Consider the following 16,553-nt stretch of genomic DNA (forward strand, 5'->3'; position numbering starts at 1 on the left):
GCGGAGCCGGCTGACCACCCGCGGCGGGCGGCTCGGCACACGCTCGGCACCCGAGGGGTGCGGGGCGTGACGAGGGGACCTACCTCAGGGCTACCCTCCCCGAGGCGGACGCGGCACCCGGTATCGCGGCCGTCCGGGAGGCCCTGCGGGCATCCCGTGCCGCTCCCGTCACCGAGTCCGAACTCGAACCGGTCCGTACCTTCTGCGCCGCCCAACTGCTCGGCGCGTTCGACTCTCCGGCGGCCAAGGCCGATCTGCTGCGCGATGGCGTCTCCGCCGGCAGACCGGTCGACTGGGCGGAGCACCTCCCGGACCGCCTCCGGCGGACGACGGCAGCGGAAGTCGACGCGGCGTGCGCCGAACTGTTCCCCGTCGACGCCATGACCCTGGTCGTCCTCGGCAAGCCCGGTCCGGTCTCCGAGGTGACGTCCCGGTGGACCGCGGGGCTCGACGGTCAGGGCGGCGGCTGCCGGAGCTCGTCGGTCAGTCGCCGGCAGGCCGGGCGCGTGCCGTACCGGGGCGGCGGGGTTCAGGCGGCGGTGATCCCGGATGCCGCGAAACGGGCTTCCGGCCGCCTCTTCCGGGCGGGCGGCGGGCGGCGACGGTCACCGTGCCCGGTCCCCGACGCGGGCTTCCGGCCCAGGTCAGCGAGGTGGCGGGCCGGCGCCGCCGCCGGGCCGGGTGGGGCGGCGGTCGTGAGTTGTCCACAGGCTCAGCGGGCGCACCCGCGAACTCGTACGCTTCAGGGATGGCTCTGGCGGACGTGGAAGTGGTCGTGGACATGGATGTGGACAGCGCGTCGGATGACGTGAGCGAGGCGGTGCAGGTGCTGCGCCGGGTGTTCGGGTACGACGCCTTCCGCGGCAGTCAGCAGGAGATCATCGAGCACGTCATAGGGGGCGGGGACGCGGTCGTCCTGATGCCGACCGGCGGCGGGAAGTCGCTCTGCTACCAGATTCCCTCGTTGGTGCGCAGCGGGGTGGGCGTGGTGATCTCGCCGCTGATCGCGTTGATGCAGGACCAGGTCGACGCGTTGCGGGCGCTGGGAGTGCGGGCCGGGTTCCTCAACTCGACGCAGGACCTGGAGGAGCGGCGGCTGGTGGAGGCCGAGTTCCTGTCCGGGGAGCTGGATCTGCTGTATCTCGCCCCGGAGCGGCTGCGGGTCGAGCAGACGCTGAATCTGCTGGACCGGGGGAAGATCTCGCTCTTCGCGATCGACGAGGCGCACTGCGTCGCCCAGTGGGGGCACGACTTCCGGCCGGACTACCTGGCCCTGTCGATGCTGCACGACCGCTGGCCCGAGGTGCCGCGGATCGCCCTGACCGCCACCGCGACCGACGCCACGCACACCGAGATCACCTCCCGGCTGCGGATGCCGGACGCCCGGCACTTCGTCGCGAGCTTCGACCGGCCCAACATCCAGTACCGGATCGCGGCGAAGAACGAGCCGAAGCGGCAGCTGCTGGAGCTGCTGCGGAGCGAGCACGCCGGGGACGCGGGGATCGTGTACTGCCTCTCGCGCGCGTCGGTGGAGAAGACCGCGCAGTTCCTGGTGCAGAACGGGATCGACGCGCTCCCCTACCACGCGGGGCTGGACGCCCGGACCCGCGCCGAGAACCAGTCACGGTTCCTGCGCGAGGACGGCATGGTCGTGGTCGCCACGATCGCGTTCGGCATGGGCATCGACAAGCCGGATGTCCGGTTCGTGGCACACCTGGATCTGCCGAAGTCGGTCGAGGGGTACTACCAGGAGACGGGCCGTGCGGGGCGTGACGGGCAGCCGTCGACGGCCTGGCTCGCGTACGGGCTCCAGGATGTGGTGCAGCAGCGGAAGATGATCGACGGGTCGGAGGGGGACGACGCGCACCGGCGGCGGCTGTCCTCGCATCTCGACGCGATGCTCGCGCTCTGCGAGACGGTGCAGTGCCGGCGGGTGCGGCTGCTGGCGTACTTCGGACAGCAGAGCGGCCCATGCGGCAACTGCGACACCTGCCTCGCCCCGCCGCAGACGTGGGACGGCACGGTGCCCGCGCAGAAGCTGCTCTCGACGATCGTGCGGTTGCAGCGCGAGCGGGGGCAGAAGTTCGGGGCGGGCCAGATCATCGACATCCTGATGGGGAAGAAGACCGCCAAGGTCATCCAGTTCGACCACGACGCGTTGAGCGTCTTCGGCATCGGCGAAGATCTGCGGGAGGCCGAATGGCGGGGCGTGGTACGGCAGTTGCTCGCCCAGGGGCTGCTCGCGGTCGAGGGTGACTACGGCACCCTGGTGCTCACCGAGGCGAGTTCCGAGGTGCTGCGCGGCGGGCGCGAGGTGCCGATGCGGCGCGAGCCGGAGAAGGCCCCGCGCGCGGCGAAGGCGAAGTCCCGGCGGGCGGCACCGGTGGATCTGCCCGAGGAGGCGCTGCCGGTCTTCGAGTCCCTCCGGGCCTGGCGGGGCCGCACGGCCAAGGAGCAGGGCGTCCCGGCGTACGTGATCTTCCACGACGCGACGCTGCGCGAGATCGCCACCGCCCGGCCGTCGAGCACGGCCGAACTGGGCACGGTCAACGGCGTCGGCGAGAACAAGCTCGCGAAGTACGGGCAGCAGATCCTGGATGTGCTGGCGGGGCGGGAACCGGACGGCGGAGCGTCGGACGGCACCACCTCGGATCCGGCGTCCCCGGCGTCGGGGTCGGGGTCAGCCCCGGCGGCATCAGCATCGGCCTCAGAATCGGCATCGGCATCGGCTTCGACATCGGCTTCGGGCAGGTCGTCGGCGGGGGCGGGCAGGCCGGGGGCCGGTGCGTTCGGGGCCGGTGCGCTGGAGGAACCGCCGGAGGAGGGCATCCCGCCGGAGCCGGAGGACGACATCGACTGGTGAGCCGAGGAAGTCGAAGGTCCGGGAGAGCCGGGGGTGCGGGAGCGGGGGAGGGTCAGGGCTGAGCCGGAGGTGCCGGCCGGTCCGGCGGCCGGGTCCCGTGGCCGGCGGCGGGGCCGGGTGCCGGCTCGGACGGGGGCAGGCGGAGGACCGCGCGGGCACCGCCGTCGGGGGCGTTGGTGAAGCGGAGGCCGATGCCGAGGACGCCGGCCTGGCCGACCGCGATGGTCAGGCCGAGGCCGTGGCCCTTGCCGCGGCCGGGGGCGTCGGTCCGGAAGCGCTGCGGGCCGTGGTGCAGCAGTTCGCCGGGATAGCCGGGCCCGTGGTCGCGCACCTCGACGGTCGGGGTGCCGCCGGGCGGCACGTCCACGGTGACCACGACCGGCGGCCCGCCGTGCCGGTGCGCGTTGATGACGAGGTTGGCGACGATGCGGTCGAGGCGCCGCCGGTCGGTCTCGACGACCGGGTCGGCGGCGATCCGCACCTCGGTGTCGAGCCCGGTGGCGCGTACCGAGCGTTCGACCAGCGTGCCGAGTCCGTACGGGGCGAGGTCGGCGTGCTCGGTGCCCGAGTCCAGCCGGGAGATCTCCAGCAGGTCCTCGGTGAGCCGGTGCAGCGCCCGTAGCCGGTCGTTGATCATCTCCTTGGGACGGCCCTCGGGGAGCAGCTCGGCCGAGGCGAGGATGCCGGTGAGCGGGGTGCGCAGTTCGTGCGCGACATCGGCGGTGAAGCGCTGTTCGGCCTGAAGGCGGCTCTGGAGCGAGCCGGCCATCGAGTCCAGGGCCGCGGCGACCGCCGCCACCTCGTCATGGCCCGCCGGACCACGGGACGGCTGGTCACGTGAACGGCCGCGGGGATCACCCGCCGGCCCGCCGCCCGGCACCGGACCCGGTCCAGGGCCGGAGCCAGGGCCCGCGGCATCGCCGACCCGTGCGTCGAGGTCGCCCGCGGTGATCCGGCGGGCGACGGCCGCGGTGGCGACCAGCCTGCGGCTGATGCGCTGGGCGAGGAAGAGCCCGGCGAGCGCGACGGCGGTGGCGGCGAGTACGGCCGAGCCGAGGATGGCCGTATCGAACTTCTCCAGGGAGCGCTGCGTGGTGCCGTACCGCGTCCACACCGCCATGACGTGATCGCCCGCGGGTGCCGCCGCCCACATGACGGACTGCCCCCGGTACGTCCCGACCATGCTGCCGCGATCGCCTTCGCGCACCAGCTGTCGCAGCGGTTCCGGGATGTCGGGCGGATCGAGGACGGAGTTGATGCCCTCGCGCGAGGTGCCGTACTCGAAGAGGTCCAGCGCGGTGTCGAGGTCCGCGCGGGCCTCCTTGCGGACCTGGCCGACGGTCTGCCGCGCCACCGCGTTGTGGACGAGGACGCCGAGGACCGCGGCCACCGCGCAGCACACCGCCGTCACGGTCAGCGCGATCTTCCAGCGGAGGGAGAGCGCCCGGCGTCTCACGGACCGCCTCCCGGGGGCGACGGCCGCACTGCGACGGAGGGCGCGCCGGTGCGCCGGAGGCCGGCGGTCCGCTTGCCCGCGCCCGGAGCGGCCGTCGGCTTACGGGCCTCGTCGAGGGTGAGGTCCCACAGGCCCATCGAGTCGCCGTTCCAGACATAGTCGGTGACGCTGACGTAGCGCGGGTCCTCGGTGGGCTGGCGGACGGCGAGATGCCCGGCGGCCAGTTCGACTCCGGCCAGCACACCGCGCACGAACAGTACGCGGGTGACGACCTGGTCCCGGACGCTGTAGACGCGCAGTTCGCTGGTGCGGCGGTCGAGGTCGACGACGGTGATCAGGTCGGGTCTGCCGTCGTCGGTCAGGTCGTACAGGAGGGGACGGCGCACGGTTTTCGGGTCGGGTGGCGGGCGTCCTTCGGCGGCCAGGTCCGCGTCGAGGACGGCGAGCGGGTCGGCGGCCGTCATATCGCCGCCGGGGATGCGCGGCACGCCCGGTACGGGTTTGAGGGCGGCCGGGTTGTCCTCGCGGTTCGGCGGAGCGGGCGAATACTCCGGCCACAGTGCGAGCGGCGCCTTCACCTCCCTGGCCCGCCCGTCGCTCTTGAGCCCCTCCAAGCTCGCGCATCCCGACCCGAGAGCGAACGGAACCAGCACGGCAAAGGAGGCCAGCGCCACCCGCGCCCGCCGTCGCCGCATGCTGCCACCGCCTTCCCCGGGCGCACCGGCCGGCCATCCGGTCCGGGTCGCGCGCCTCTCGTCTGCGTCATGCCTGCCACGTTCGGTGCGCACGATCGTCACGCCCGCCACACCCGTCAGATCTGTCGCGCCTTCCTTGCCTTCCTTGCCTTGTGCCGCATCCAGCAGTGCATAGCGGAACAGAACATCACCAAATTACCCAAGGTGGCGGAGGAGGGAATCTCCAGAGGGCCATTCCGACGGCTGCCCGGCCGGCTGCCGGAATGGCTCTCCCAGCGGCCGGTCTGGCTGTCGGCCTGGCTGTCGGCCCGACCGGCGTCCTGACGGACGCGCGTGCCGGATGCGTGCCGGATGTGCCGATGGCGGTTCCGGCCGCTGTTCCAATGACGGTCCCGTTAGCGGTCCCGTTGGCGGTCCCGTCGCCGGTTCCGGTGGCCGTCCCGGTAGTCGTTCCGGCGCCCGTTCCGGCGCCCGTTCCGGAGCGTTCCGGCAGCCGCGCCGGCGGTGTTCTGTGACACGACTGACCGTAGAGATCTTGGTGACTGTTACACAACGGACGGATCGCCGTTAAGGACGCTCCATAGCGTTCACCCTGTCAGCAAGCCGCCGCCCACCGCCCGTACCGGGTTCCGGGCCGCGCGGCCCTCAGCACCCGGGGCGGTACCGGCCGCCGACAATGAGGAGTACCCATGCGGGCCCAGCGCCGCTCCGTGATCCGTTCCGCCACCGTCGCGACCGGCGCACTGGCCGCGCTGCTCCTGCCGATGGGCGCCGCCTCCGCCGCCGACTCCACCCTGCCCACGGACGGCCGGACCTCGATCATGCTGCCCGACGACGGGCTGGCCGGGGTGGCCGAGCGGGTCGGTCACCTGCCCAAGGCCGCGCTGATCGGCGGCGCGAGCGCCCTGGCCGTCGCGGGTGTAGGCATCGCATGGCGCCGCCGACGGCACGGGCACCCCGCCGTCCGCACGCACCAGGCGCACCAGGGAAGCCACGCGTAACACGCCTGAACGGGATCCCGGTCCCGCCGGATCCCCGCGCCGTACGGCACCACCGGCCGTCCCGCACCCTCTCCGCCCACACCCCCTCGGCCGCAGGCCCCGGCCCGGCTCCGGCCCCGGGCCTGCCCGCACCTGTCGCCGGCCACCTATCGCCGGTCACCGCTCCCCGCCGTCCCCTCCCCCGCCAGCCGCTGCACCTCCGCGTACCCCGGCACGCCGTACCCCGCTTCGGCCGCCCCGCCCGGTTCCCGCCCCGTACGGACGGACTCCGCCGCCGCCAAGGTGGCCCGCAGGGCCGTACGGAAGAGGAGCGAACCGGTGCTGATGCGGCGCACACCGAGTTCCGCCAGCCGGCCGACGGTGTGCCGTCCGGGGGCGAAGAGGATGTTCAGCGGGGCCGGTACCGCGGCGACCAGGGCCGATACGTCCTCGTCCGCGACGACGCCCGGTACGAAGATGCCGTCCGCACCCGCGGCCAGATAGGTCTCGGCGCGCGCGAGGGTCACCGACAGGGGCGGCGGGGTGTCCACCAGCCAGTGGGTGTCGATGCGCGCGTTGAGGAAGAGCCCCGGCACCCGTTCCTTGACCGCGCGGATCAACTCGGCCTGGCAGGACGGGACTTGCAGCCCGCCGCCGCCCGGCAGCCCGTCCTCCAGATTGATGCCCGCCGCGCCCGCCGCCGCCACCTCGGCCGCCAGGCCGGCGACGCGCTCGGCGCCGCCGCCGAATCCGCCCTCGATGTCCACCGTGTACGGGCACGGCAGCCGCTCCCCGAGCCGCCGCGCCAGGGCCAGCGTCGCGTCCCTGACCTCGGCGAGGCCCTGCCCGTCGGGCCGGCCGTGCGCCGCCGCGACACCCAGGCTCGTCGTACCGATCGCCGCGTACCCGGCACCGGCGAGCGCGACGGCCGAGGCGACATCCCAGGCGTTGGGCAACAGGAGCGGTCCGTCGGCGCGATGCAACGCGTGGAAGACGGACGCGTAGGGGGCGGGCTCCCGGGAGGCGGGCTCGCGGGAGGCGGCGGAAGCGGGGCCGGAGGTGCTCATACGGGCACCGTAGGGGCGGCACGTTTCGGTGGCCGCCGAAGCGTCACGGCGGACAATGGACCCATGACGAACAGGGCATACAGTTCCGAGCTCGCCCAGCTGGCCGGGCTGCTCGCGGACCGTACCCGGGCCGCGTTCTGCCTTGCGCTGCTCGACGGCCGGGCCTGGACGGCCGGTGAGCTGGCGGCGTACGCGCAGGTGGCGCCGTCGACCGCGAGCGAGCATCTGAACCAGCTGACCGAGGGCGGACTGCTCGTCGAGCGGCGCCAGGGCCGGCACCGTTACGTCCAGCTCGCGAGCCCGCTCGTCGCCGAGCTGCTGGAAACCCTGACCGCCCATCTCGATCCGCCGGCCACGAAGCCGCGCGGGCTGCGCGCCGCCAACGCGTCCGCGGCGCTCGCCCGTGGCCGCACCTGTTACGACCACCTGGCGGGGCGGCTCGGGGTGGCCGTCACCGACGCGATGACCGGGCGCGGGCTGCTCGACCAGGAGGGCGGGTTCGCGCTCACCGACGCGGGCCGCGCGTGGCTCACCGGCGAGCTGGGGATCGAGCCGGCCGCGCTGCGCGCCGGACGCCGGCCGTCGGCCCGTGGCTGCCTCGACTGGACCGAGCGGCGGCAGCATCTCGCGGGCGCGGCCGGCGCCCGGCTCTGCGACCGGCTGCTGGACCTGCACTGGATCCGGCGGATCGGCACCGGCCGCGCCGTACGCCTCACCCCGGACGGCGCGACCGCGCTGCACGACCTCCTGGGCCTCGACGGCCACGCGGCGGACCTCATATGAACCGGCGGATCTGACGCGTACGAGCAGATCCGACGTGCACCCGTCCGTCCGCTGCGACCCGGCAGACCTGACTCGACCCGGCGGATCCGGCGTGCACCAGCGGACCTGACGCGGACCGGCACCCGCAGCCCGCCACCCCGCCGGCACCTCAGCAGGCACACCGGCCCCGCCCGCCGCCGCCCGTCAGGACCCCCCGCACTCCCCCGGCCGCGCGTACACCGTGATGCGGGCGCCGTGGACCTCGGTGCTGCCGCACACCTCGAACGCGCCCCGCAGCGTGGTGCGTTTGGCGATTTCCTGGTCGTTGCCGTCGAGGGGCTGGTCGTCCGGGTCGCCGGCGACGACGATCCGGCGGGCGGTCAGCATCCGGTCGCGGATCGTGTCGCCGGACCGCTCGGTGCCGTAGAGGGTGTGCGAGGCCACCGGTCCCTTGGCCAGTGCGAGGTCGGTCAGGCCACGGAACTGATGCGGCTCCACCGCCGCCCAGACCCGGCGGCGGGACGGCATGAACAGCAGCCCGTCGCCCGGCCGGGCCACCTCGCGGACGGCCTGGGCGACCGCGGTCACGTCATCGACCCGGCTGTCCGGGCTGCGCAGATGGACGTCGACGGGCAGCAGCGCCGCCAGGACCAGCACCACCGCCATCGTCCACCGCAGCCGCCGGCCGCGGGTCTGGCCCCGCTCGCCGACCGGCCGCAGCAACCGGGCCAGCGCGGCGCCGGCGAGCAGCGCGAAGCCGGTCACGTAGTAGAGGACGTAGCGGTCGACGTAGGCGGGCTCGACGTGTGAGAGGAGGAGCAGGAGGAGGGTGGGGAGCAGGAGGAGGGCGATGCCCATCGCGCGCAGGCCGATCGGGCCGCGGGAGCGCACCGGAACCCGGGCGCAGGCGATACCGGCGACCGCGAGCACCGCGAAGGTCAGCAGTTGGACGGGGTCCGGCCACATGAGCCAGCTGACCTGCGCCGACTGCCGGATGCTGAAGATCGCGAGCGGGGCCAGACCGGCGAGTACGGCGGCGGCCGACAGGAGCCAGGAGCGCCGGACGCGGCGCGGCAGCCGCGCCAGGATCAGCGCGGCGCCGTGCGCCGGCAGTGCCAGCGCGGCGAACTCGTGCAGCAGGCAGGCGACCAGCATCAGGGCCGTATAGCCGAGCCAGAGCGCTCGGCGGGGCCGGGCGGCGGCCGTCACCAGCAGATACGTGGCCCAGACGACCAGCGCGCAGACCATCGCGTAGGAGCGGCCCTCCTGCGCGTACTGCTGCACGACGGGGATCAGCGCGAAGGTGACGCCCGCGAGCAGCCCCGCCCGCCGCCCGACCAGGCGTTGGCCCAGCAGCGCGACACCCGCCGTGGCGGCCGTCATCGCGGCCACGGACGGCAGCCGCAGGCCGATCACCGGACCGAGGAAGCCGTCGAGGGTGCCGTCGTAGACGATGAACCAGACGTGCATCAGCACGTAGTACAGACCGTGCACGACATCGACGTGTTGCAGCGTCGGCCACAGGTCGGCCAGGCTGCGGTGCGCCATGTCGTAGGTGACGGCCTCGTCCCGCCAGATGGCGCCCTGCCGTCGGATACCCCACGCGCCCAGGAGCAGCATCAGCCCCGAGGGTGTCAGCACCACCGCGCACCGAGCCGCCCACGCACTCAAGGCGGGCACGGCGGACGCGTACGTCTTCTGTGCTTGCGCTACATCGATGACGGACTCCGAGGACGAACTCCGGTGGCGTACCGGCGTACTTCGATGGCCTGGGTGGACGCCCCGGTCCGGCGGCCTGCGGCGGTGGACCGGGACGGGGCCCGGCTCCCCGGGGCCGGGCCGGACGGTGGCTCCGGACCGGTGGCCCGGCCCGGAGCGACCCCGGTCAGCTGATGCGCGTCAGCTTCGCGCCGAACGTCGGCTCGACCAGATCCTTCTGCAACGCCACCGGCACCTTCTGCACGCTCTCGCCGTTGCCGACCGTCAGGACACCGATCTCGGTACCGGCCTTCGCCGTGTGCGGCACGGCCTTGCCGCCGTTGCCCATGGAGAAGGTCGCCTTCATCCCGGGCCAGCCGACCGCCTTCAGGTCCTTGGTCGCGACGACCGGCGTCCGGCCGCCGAGCCCGTCGTCCACGTAGCCGACGACCTGGCCCTTCTTCACCACGGTGTCCGAGACCAGCGCGTCCCGCACCGCCTTGATCACCTTCTCGCTGTTCTTCAGGGCGAGCGCCAGGTGGGCGTTGGAGTCCTTGCTGGTGGTGTGCTGGCCCATGGTCACGCCGAGCAGCGTCTGCGTCTCACCGCCGACGGTGCGGTAGGCGACCCACATGAACGCGCCGCCGGCCGCCGAGCTCGAACCGGTCTTGATGCCGCGCACCACGCCCGGCATCGTCGTGAGCAGGCTGTTGTTGGCGTACAGCGTCTCCGGCAGGCCCTCGATCTTGACGTTCTCCATGGCGACGATCTCGCGGAAGACGTCGTTCTTGATCACCTGTTCGGCGAGCTTGAGCTGGTCGGCGGGGGTGCTGACGGTCTTCTCGTCCAGGCCGCTGGGGTCGGTGTACGTCGTCTTGGTCATCCCCATCTGCTTGGCGGCGTCGTTCATCTTCTTCACGAACGCCTCCTCGGACTGGGCGTCCCAACGCGCCAGCTGGCGGGCGGCGTTGTTGCCGGACGGGATCATCAGCATCTGGAGCATCTGGTACTCGCTGAACTTCTGTCCCTCCTTGACCGGCACCCTCGACTCGTCCCCCTTCTTCGAGTCCGCCTCCGCCTTGGCGTCTATCGTGATCGGCTCGCCCTGCTCCTTCTTCTTCAGCGGGTGGTCGCGCAGGATCACATACGCGGTCATCACCTTGGCGACGCTCGCGGTCGGTACCGGCTTCTCCTGGCCCGACGTGCCCAGGCTGCCCACGCCGACGACCTCCGCCGTGGCCTGCCCCTGATCGGGCCAGGGCAGATTGAGCTCACCGCCCTTGAAGGTGAACGCGGCCTCCGCACCGACGGCCAGCTTCGGGGCCGGCACCGGGCGCACCGCCTGGACGACCACGAAGATGATCGCCAGCAGGACGGCCAGCGGGGTCCAGATCTTGAACCGGCGGACGGTCGTACGCAGCTTGGTCTCGGGCGGCGGCGGGGTGTTGGTGAGCTTCGCCAGCAGGTCGAGCGGCGGCAGCGGCTCCTGCCGGGTCCGCTCGGAGTCGGGCAGCGCGCCGGATCCGGCCTTCGGCTGGGCGGCCGCGGAGGCTCCGGTCTCGGTGGGGGCGGCGTCGCCGACGGCAGCCGCGGTGGCTCCGGTGACCGCCGCGGACGGCTTGGCGCCGGAGGTGGCGTCCTTGTCCTTCGCGGCGGGAGACGACTGCTCGCCGCTGTCCTTGTCCGACGCCTTGTCCGACGCCTTGCCGAGGGCCGCGGCCCCGGCCCAGCCGGGCGCCCGGTCCGCCGTCTTGCCGAGCGACCGCTCCGCCGCACCGGTGTCCGCCGACTTCAGCGCCACGAACTGGCTGGTCCGCTCGGCATCCCGCTCGGCCGCGCGCGCCCCGTCCGCGTCCTCGGCGCCGTCGCCCTCGCTGCCGCCGTCCTTGCCCTGACGGCTTTCCTTGCCCCGGTCCTTGGCCTCGCTGTCCTCGGCCTTGCTGTCCTTGGCCTCACTGTCCGCGCCTTCGCCGTTCCCGGCTTCGCCGGATCCGGACTTGGACGTCGTCTTGGACGCTTTCCCGCCGGATGCGGACTTGCCGGATGCGGCCTTACCGCCGTCCACGGGCTCCGCGCTGCCTGCGGACTCGGCGTCGTCGGCCCCGGGCTTGAGACCGTCGGACTTGTCCCCGGACTTGCCCCCGACGGGCTTGTCCCCGACGGACGGCGCGATCTTGAAGATGGCGGTCGGCTGGTCGACGGGCTGCTCCGCCTGGTCCTCGGTGGCACCGCCCCCCTTCGCCGCCCCGTTCGCCTTGCTCTTCGCGATAGTGAACGTACGGGTTACGGTATCGACGGACGCCTCATCGTCGGCACCCTCGGCCAGAGCCGCGCCGGCACCCTCGCCGCGCCCCTGGCCCGCGCTCCGGCCCTCGTCCTCGGCCTTGCCCTTGCCCTTGCCCTGGCTCTGACCCGCGCTCCGGCCCTTGCCACCGCTCTTCTGCGCGCCGAGCGTCGCGAACACGGCCGTCGCCTTGTCCACCGCCTCCGGTGCGGGCTCGTCACCCCGGACGCCGTCCTCGGCCCCGCCCGCCGACCTGGCGCCGGCACCCGGCTCGACCTCCGTCCCGGACTTGGCCTCCGCCCCTGCCTCGGACTTGGCGCCACCCGCAACCACGGCCGCTGCCGCGTCCGCAGCCCCGTCCACGTCGGCATCGCCGTCCGCGCTCCCGGCGACGGCCTCCGCCACCGCCGCCTTCGCGCCGGTCTCCGCGCCCAGCTCCGCACCGGCGGTCACCGCTGCCGGCTCGCCCTTCGGCCCAGCCTCCGGTCCGTTCTCCGGAGTGGCCTCCGCCTTCGCTTCCACCTTCTTCTCAGCCTTCTTCTCAGCCGTCATCGCGGGCTTTGCTCCCGGCTTTGCGACGGCATCATCGTCGCCATCACCGGCCATCCGAGCAGCGCCCACCGGGCCACCGGCCCCGCCGTCGCCGTCCCCGCCGTCGCCGTCCCCGCCGTCGCCGTTCCCGCCGTTCCCGTCCCCGTCGTCCGTGGGAGCCGTACGCGCGGCCGTGGCGCCCCGCGGGCGATCACCGCCGCCCGGGGTCCCCACAGTGCCCACAGCGCCCACAGTGGCCCCCTGAGCCGCCTCGGACCTCTGCGCGGACCCGTCAGCGGGTTCCCCGGCCGACACCTCGTCCGGCTCCCGACGGAAGACCGCCAAGCGCGGATCACGTTCGCTCCGCGCCGTCTCCCCCGACGGCTGCTTCCTGCCCGACTTGTCCGGGGACTCGCCCGCCACCGATGTCTCCTTCGTACGTCGTACTGCTGCCTGGCCCAGTGTTCCCAAGTGTCCTGTGTTCGCGCGGCAGCACCCCGCCGCCACGCGAACCACGGCCCGCCGCACCCCACGGAAGGCGTCGCCGACGTGCTAGACGAGCACGACATACCTACAGGTTCCCTACCGAACCCACCACGCACTCTCGACAGATGAATGTGAGAGGGGTCACCCTGTCATTCATCCACGCGGGGAGGCATGGATGGGCAGGAGCCGCAGAACAATTCCGGAGGAGCTTCTGCTGCTCGCTTTGGACCCGACCACGGGCACCACAGCGCAGCCGCAGTCGCTCGACCTCGGCCTGGCCGGGGCCCAGCTAGTAGAGCTGGCTCTGGCAGGACGGATAGCCCCGGACGGGGATCGTATCGCCGTGGTGATGCCACGGCCGACAGGAGATCCGACTCTGGACTCCGCGCTGGAACTGCTGCGCCGACGCGGCAGTCCGGTGCGGGCGGTCCACTGGATCGGCGGGCCCCGGCTGGGGCTCCGCCAGACGTATCTCTCGCATCTGGAGCGGTGCGGCATGGTGCATGCCGTGGCGGGACAGATGTGCGGGGTACTGCCGACGACGCGCTACCAGGCGACGGAGACGGCCATCAGCCGGGAGATCAGGGCCCGGCTGGACAACGCGATCCGCACCGGCGTACCGCCGGACCCGCGGACCGCGGCGCTCGCCGCGCTGGCCCATGCGGTCGGGCTCGGCAAGCATCTCTACCCGGGGAACGAAGGGCGCTCCTCGCGCTCCCGTCTCCGTGACCTGATCCGGCACGACCCGATGGGCGGGCTGGTCGCGCACGCCGTCATGGATGTGCAGAACGGCGCCGCCGCACAGCCCCGGCGGGCCCAGGCCGCGGGTGCGGCCCCGGGACCGGGACCAGGGCCTGTCCGGCAGCCGGCGGCCCGTGCCACGGCGGACGCGGCCGGTGTGCCGCTCCAGTCGCGGCACGGCCACGGCAGCATGGCCCGAGTCGGCGCCCGCTGACGTACGGCACCGTGGCGCCGGGCATCACTCGCACCCTCCGCAGCACGGACGCCCCGGCACCGCGTCCGCCCTGACCGCACCGACCGCACCACCGTCCCCACCATCCCGTTCGGGAGCCGCGGCAAGAAGCGCGGGGTGGCGGGCCGGCCGTTCCGGACGACGGCCGTTCCGCCACCCCGCGTGCGCATGCTCGATTGCCTTCTGTGTGCATTTCACTGCGCAGCGTCGACCTGGAGTGGCACTCTGCTGAGCAAGAACAGAGAGCAGTACGGAGCCGGAGGTGCACGTCCCGTGGCGTCCAACGTCAATCCCACCGTCAGACGACGCCGGTTGGGCCAGGAGCTGCGCAGGCTCCGGGAGCTCAAGGGCATGACGGCGGAAGAGGTGGCCGAGCGTCTGCTCGTTTCCCAATCGAAGATCAGCAGGCTGGAGAACGGCCGCCGCAGCATCAGCCAGCGCGATGTCCGTGATCTGTGCGGTGTCTACGAGGTGGACGATCACCGCATAGTGGATTCACTGATGCAGATGGCCAAGGATTCGCGGCAGCAAGGCTGGTGGCACGCGTTCGGCGACATCCCGTACAGCGTCTACATCGGTCTGGAGACCGAGGCGGCCTCGCTGCGGGTCTACGAATCGCTGCTGGTGCCCGGCCTGTTGCAGACCCCGGGCTACGCCGAGGCGGTGATCCCCGGCACGGTCCCGGAGCTGGCGCCCGACCAGTTGGAGAAGCGCATCCAGGTGCGGATGCGGCGCCAGGAGCGGGTCAATGACCCCGATCGCCAGCTGCGGCTGTGGGTGGTGCTGGACGAGAGCGCGCTGCGGCGGGTGGTCGGCAGCCATCTGATCATGCGCGAGCAGCTGGACTATCTCGTCGAGGTGAGCCTGCTGCCGCATGTGACGGTCCAGGTACTGCCCTATGACACCGGTGCGCACGCCGGGATGTCGGGGACGTTCTCCATTCTGGAATTCGACGATGCCGCCGATTCGAGCGTGGTCTACATCGAGGGTGTCACCAGCGATCTCTATCTGGAGAAAACCAACGATGTGCACAAGTACACGATCATGTACGAGCATTTGCGCGCACAGGCGCTGAACGCCGACAAGAGCCGGCAGTTCATTGCCGATACGGCACAGATGCACGCGGACGCCTCGGGGTAAGGCGAGACCGCGTCGAGGACGAGGCGGGGACGGGCCGGGGACGGGTTGAGGACGGGCCAAGGACGGGTTGAGGACGAGGTGAGAGGGCCGGACATCGCCGCGGATTAAGACATCCCGACGAAAAGGGCCGCACGGTACACCGGGGTCACCCTCCTTGAAAAGAGATCAGGGAATACGCCATTCGGACGGGTGAATGCCCCCTGTCGCCAGTGATGTCGGCGCGTAGCGTCAGCACTACCGAATCCGCAGCAACTCAGAATGAGTCGGAGTGAACATGGTTATTCAGCCCAATTCCGCATTCTCTTGGACGAAGTCCTCGTACTCCGGTGGCAACGGCGCCTGCGTGGAAATCGCCGTCCCGACCACCGAAGCCATTGCGGTACGTGACTCCAAGGACCCTGACGGTCCGCGTCTCACCTTCGACAACTCCGCGTGGAGCAGCTTCGTCTCGGGTGTCGCCGGTGGCGCGTACCCCCTCGCGTGATCTGACCGCTCGCCTATCGCAGTTCGCGTAACCGCACCACAGACACGGGCCCTCTCGACTGGATCGCCGTCCCGGCCGAGGGGGCTCGGCCATGTCCGCCGACGGCCGGGCACCGGGTTCGAGCCCGTCACACCCGTACGGCCGTCACACCGAGCGGCCGCCGCGCCGAGCGGCCTCCCGTATCCGTCGGCGCCCCGTACCCGTCAGCCTTCCCGCTCAGCGCAGTTCGGCGACGTACCGGTCCGTCCCCGGGACGGTCGGGATGAACGGCGCCACCAGTTCCACCCGGCCCAGCCCGGACCGCGCGACATCGGCCCCCAGATCCGCGAAGTGCGTGGCCCAGCCGTCGCGCGGGTCCTCCTGGAGGAACCACAGCAGCGTCAGCCGGGTGCCGACCCCCTCGACCTGCTTCACATACGCCATCCGGTCCGCCGGCAGCGGTGTCGGCCGGAAGACGGTGACCATCGCGGCCGGTGAGCCCGCCAGGCGCCGCGGCAGCCGCCGGGCGCAGAGCCACTCCAGCAGTTCGGCTCGGCGCTCGGGCCGGTCCGCGTCGATGACCTCCAGGACGAGCCCCGCGTACGGGTGGTCCAGCGCGTGGAAGTCCCGGGGGCCCGCCGCGCCGTCCCGGTAGACCGTCGCCGCATGGTCCTGGAAGGCCGTGAAGACATGCGTACGGCCCTGGTAGACGCGGCCGTCCCGGTGGAGGCGCTTGTTGATGCCGACGGTCCACTTCATGTGCGCGTCGTAGCGGCCCTCGGTGACCCAGTACGTGGAGAGGTAGCAGCCCGCCGTGACGGGCCGGGCGACCGCGGACCGCTCCGGGTAGCGCAGCAGTTGCAGTTCGCGGGTGGCAACCCAGCGGCGGCCGGCAAATATCCACGGCATCGCCATGGCACCCGCGATGTAGTGATCGTCCTCGTACCAGCGGTTGTAGGCGTATTCATGGCCCGGATGCGGTTCGACCATGGTGATCAGCGCATGCCCGGGGTGCACGCCGTACGGACCGACGGCCGCCAGGTCGGCGTAGACCGCGTTCATCTCACCGGGCTCACGCGTCTCATCACGAGGCTCACGCACCTCATCACGCGGCTTGCGCGGCTCACTTGCCTCGCTCGCCCCGCCCGCTCCGTT

Annotated in this window: 13 protein-coding genes; 7 read left to right on the forward strand and 6 right to left on the reverse strand. The window is 72.4% G+C overall.

Annotated features, from left to right (window positions below; genetic code table 11):
• The first annotated feature begins 781 nt into the window (after positions 1-781).
• The gene (gene recQ, locus ACLJWH_RS04930; RefSeq protein WP_411140429.1) at positions 782-2,863 is read left to right on the forward strand and encodes a DNA helicase RecQ; all 2,082 of its coding nucleotides are present in this window, start codon (positions 782-784) and stop codon (positions 2,861-2,863) included.
• A 52-nt stretch (positions 2,864-2,915) separates the two neighbouring features.
• On the opposite strand, the gene ACLJWH_RS04935 is transcribed toward recQ, so the two are convergent.
• Both ACLJWH_RS04935 and ACLJWH_RS04940 read right to left on the reverse strand, forming a co-directional pair.
• Positions 2,916-4,319: a sensor histidine kinase gene (locus ACLJWH_RS04935; RefSeq protein WP_411140305.1), complete on the reverse strand. Its 1,404-nt coding sequence runs from the start codon at positions 4,317-4,319 to the stop codon at positions 2,916-2,918.
• Complete coding sequence (locus tag ACLJWH_RS04940) at positions 4,316-5,014, reverse strand: hypothetical protein (RefSeq protein ID WP_411140306.1); 699 nt, start codon at positions 5,012-5,014, stop codon at positions 4,316-4,318. Before ACLJWH_RS04940 ends, ACLJWH_RS04935 begins: the two co-directional genes overlap by 4 nt.
• A gap of 69 nt (positions 5,015-5,083) precedes the next feature.
• Between ACLJWH_RS04940 and ACLJWH_RS04945 the strand changes: the two genes are divergently transcribed.
• The gene (locus ACLJWH_RS04945) at positions 5,084-5,338 is read left to right on the forward strand and encodes a hypothetical protein (protein ID WP_411140307.1); all 255 of its coding nucleotides are present in this window, start codon (positions 5,084-5,086) and stop codon (positions 5,336-5,338) included.
• Positions 5,339-5,703: 365 nt separating this feature from the next.
• The gene (locus ACLJWH_RS04950; protein ID WP_411140308.1) at positions 5,704-6,015 is read left to right on the forward strand and encodes a hypothetical protein; all 312 of its coding nucleotides are present in this window, start codon (positions 5,704-5,706) and stop codon (positions 6,013-6,015) included.
• A 146-nt stretch (positions 6,016-6,161) separates the two neighbouring features.
• Here ACLJWH_RS04950 and ACLJWH_RS04955 read toward each other — a convergent pair whose 3' ends face one another.
• Positions 6,162-7,061 (reverse strand): isocitrate lyase/phosphoenolpyruvate mutase family protein, encoded by a 900-nt coding sequence (locus ACLJWH_RS04955; protein WP_411140309.1) that lies wholly within the window; start codon positions 7,059-7,061, stop codon positions 6,162-6,164.
• Between the two features lie 63 nt (positions 7,062-7,124).
• Here ACLJWH_RS04955 and ACLJWH_RS04960 point away from each other — a divergent pair, with 63 nt between their 5' ends.
• On the forward strand, positions 7,125-7,844 hold the full coding sequence (locus ACLJWH_RS04960) for an ArsR/SmtB family transcription factor (protein WP_411140310.1): 720 nt from the start codon (positions 7,125-7,127) through the stop codon (positions 7,842-7,844).
• 183 nt (positions 7,845-8,027) lie between these two features.
• Here the strand turns inward: ACLJWH_RS04960 and ACLJWH_RS04965 are convergent, their stop codons facing one another.
• Together ACLJWH_RS04965 and ACLJWH_RS04970 are read right to left on the reverse strand one after the other, a co-directional pair.
• The gene (locus ACLJWH_RS04965) at positions 8,028-9,467 is read right to left on the reverse strand and encodes a glycosyltransferase family 39 protein (protein WP_411140430.1); all 1,440 of its coding nucleotides are present in this window, start codon (positions 9,465-9,467) and stop codon (positions 8,028-8,030) included.
• Positions 9,468-9,708: 241 nt separating this feature from the next.
• The gene (locus ACLJWH_RS04970; protein WP_411140311.1) at positions 9,709-12,759 is read right to left on the reverse strand and encodes a serine hydrolase; all 3,051 of its coding nucleotides are present in this window, start codon (positions 12,757-12,759) and stop codon (positions 9,709-9,711) included.
• A gap of 238 nt (positions 12,760-12,997) precedes the next feature.
• Here ACLJWH_RS04970 and ACLJWH_RS04975 point away from each other — a divergent pair, with 238 nt between their 5' ends.
• The 3 genes from ACLJWH_RS04975 to ACLJWH_RS04985 all read left to right on the forward strand — a co-directional run bounded on the left by ACLJWH_RS04975 (position 12,998) and on the right by ACLJWH_RS04985 (position 15,419).
• Entirely contained in the window at positions 12,998-13,777 is a 780-nt protein-coding gene (locus ACLJWH_RS04975; RefSeq protein WP_411140312.1) for a GOLPH3/VPS74 family protein, read from the forward strand.
• A 291-nt stretch (positions 13,778-14,068) separates the two neighbouring features.
• A complete protein-coding gene (locus tag ACLJWH_RS04980) occupies positions 14,069-14,935 on the forward strand; it encodes a helix-turn-helix domain-containing protein (protein ID WP_411140313.1) in 867 nt (288 codons plus the stop codon).
• A 274-nt stretch (positions 14,936-15,209) separates the two neighbouring features.
• A complete protein-coding gene (locus tag ACLJWH_RS04985) occupies positions 15,210-15,419 on the forward strand; it encodes a DUF397 domain-containing protein (RefSeq protein WP_411140314.1) in 210 nt (69 codons plus the stop codon).
• A gap of 216 nt (positions 15,420-15,635) precedes the next feature.
• Here the strand turns inward: ACLJWH_RS04985 and ACLJWH_RS04990 are convergent, their stop codons facing one another.
• Complete coding sequence (locus tag ACLJWH_RS04990; protein WP_411140431.1) at positions 15,636-16,460, reverse strand: hypothetical protein; 825 nt, start codon at positions 16,458-16,460, stop codon at positions 15,636-15,638.
• Positions 16,461-16,553: the final 93 nt, after the last annotated feature.

The sequence above is a fragment of the Streptomyces sp. x-80 genome (assembly GCF_046549095.1).
Taxonomy (GTDB): Bacteria; Actinomycetota; Actinomycetes; order Streptomycetales; family Streptomycetaceae; genus Streptomyces; species Streptomyces celluloflavus.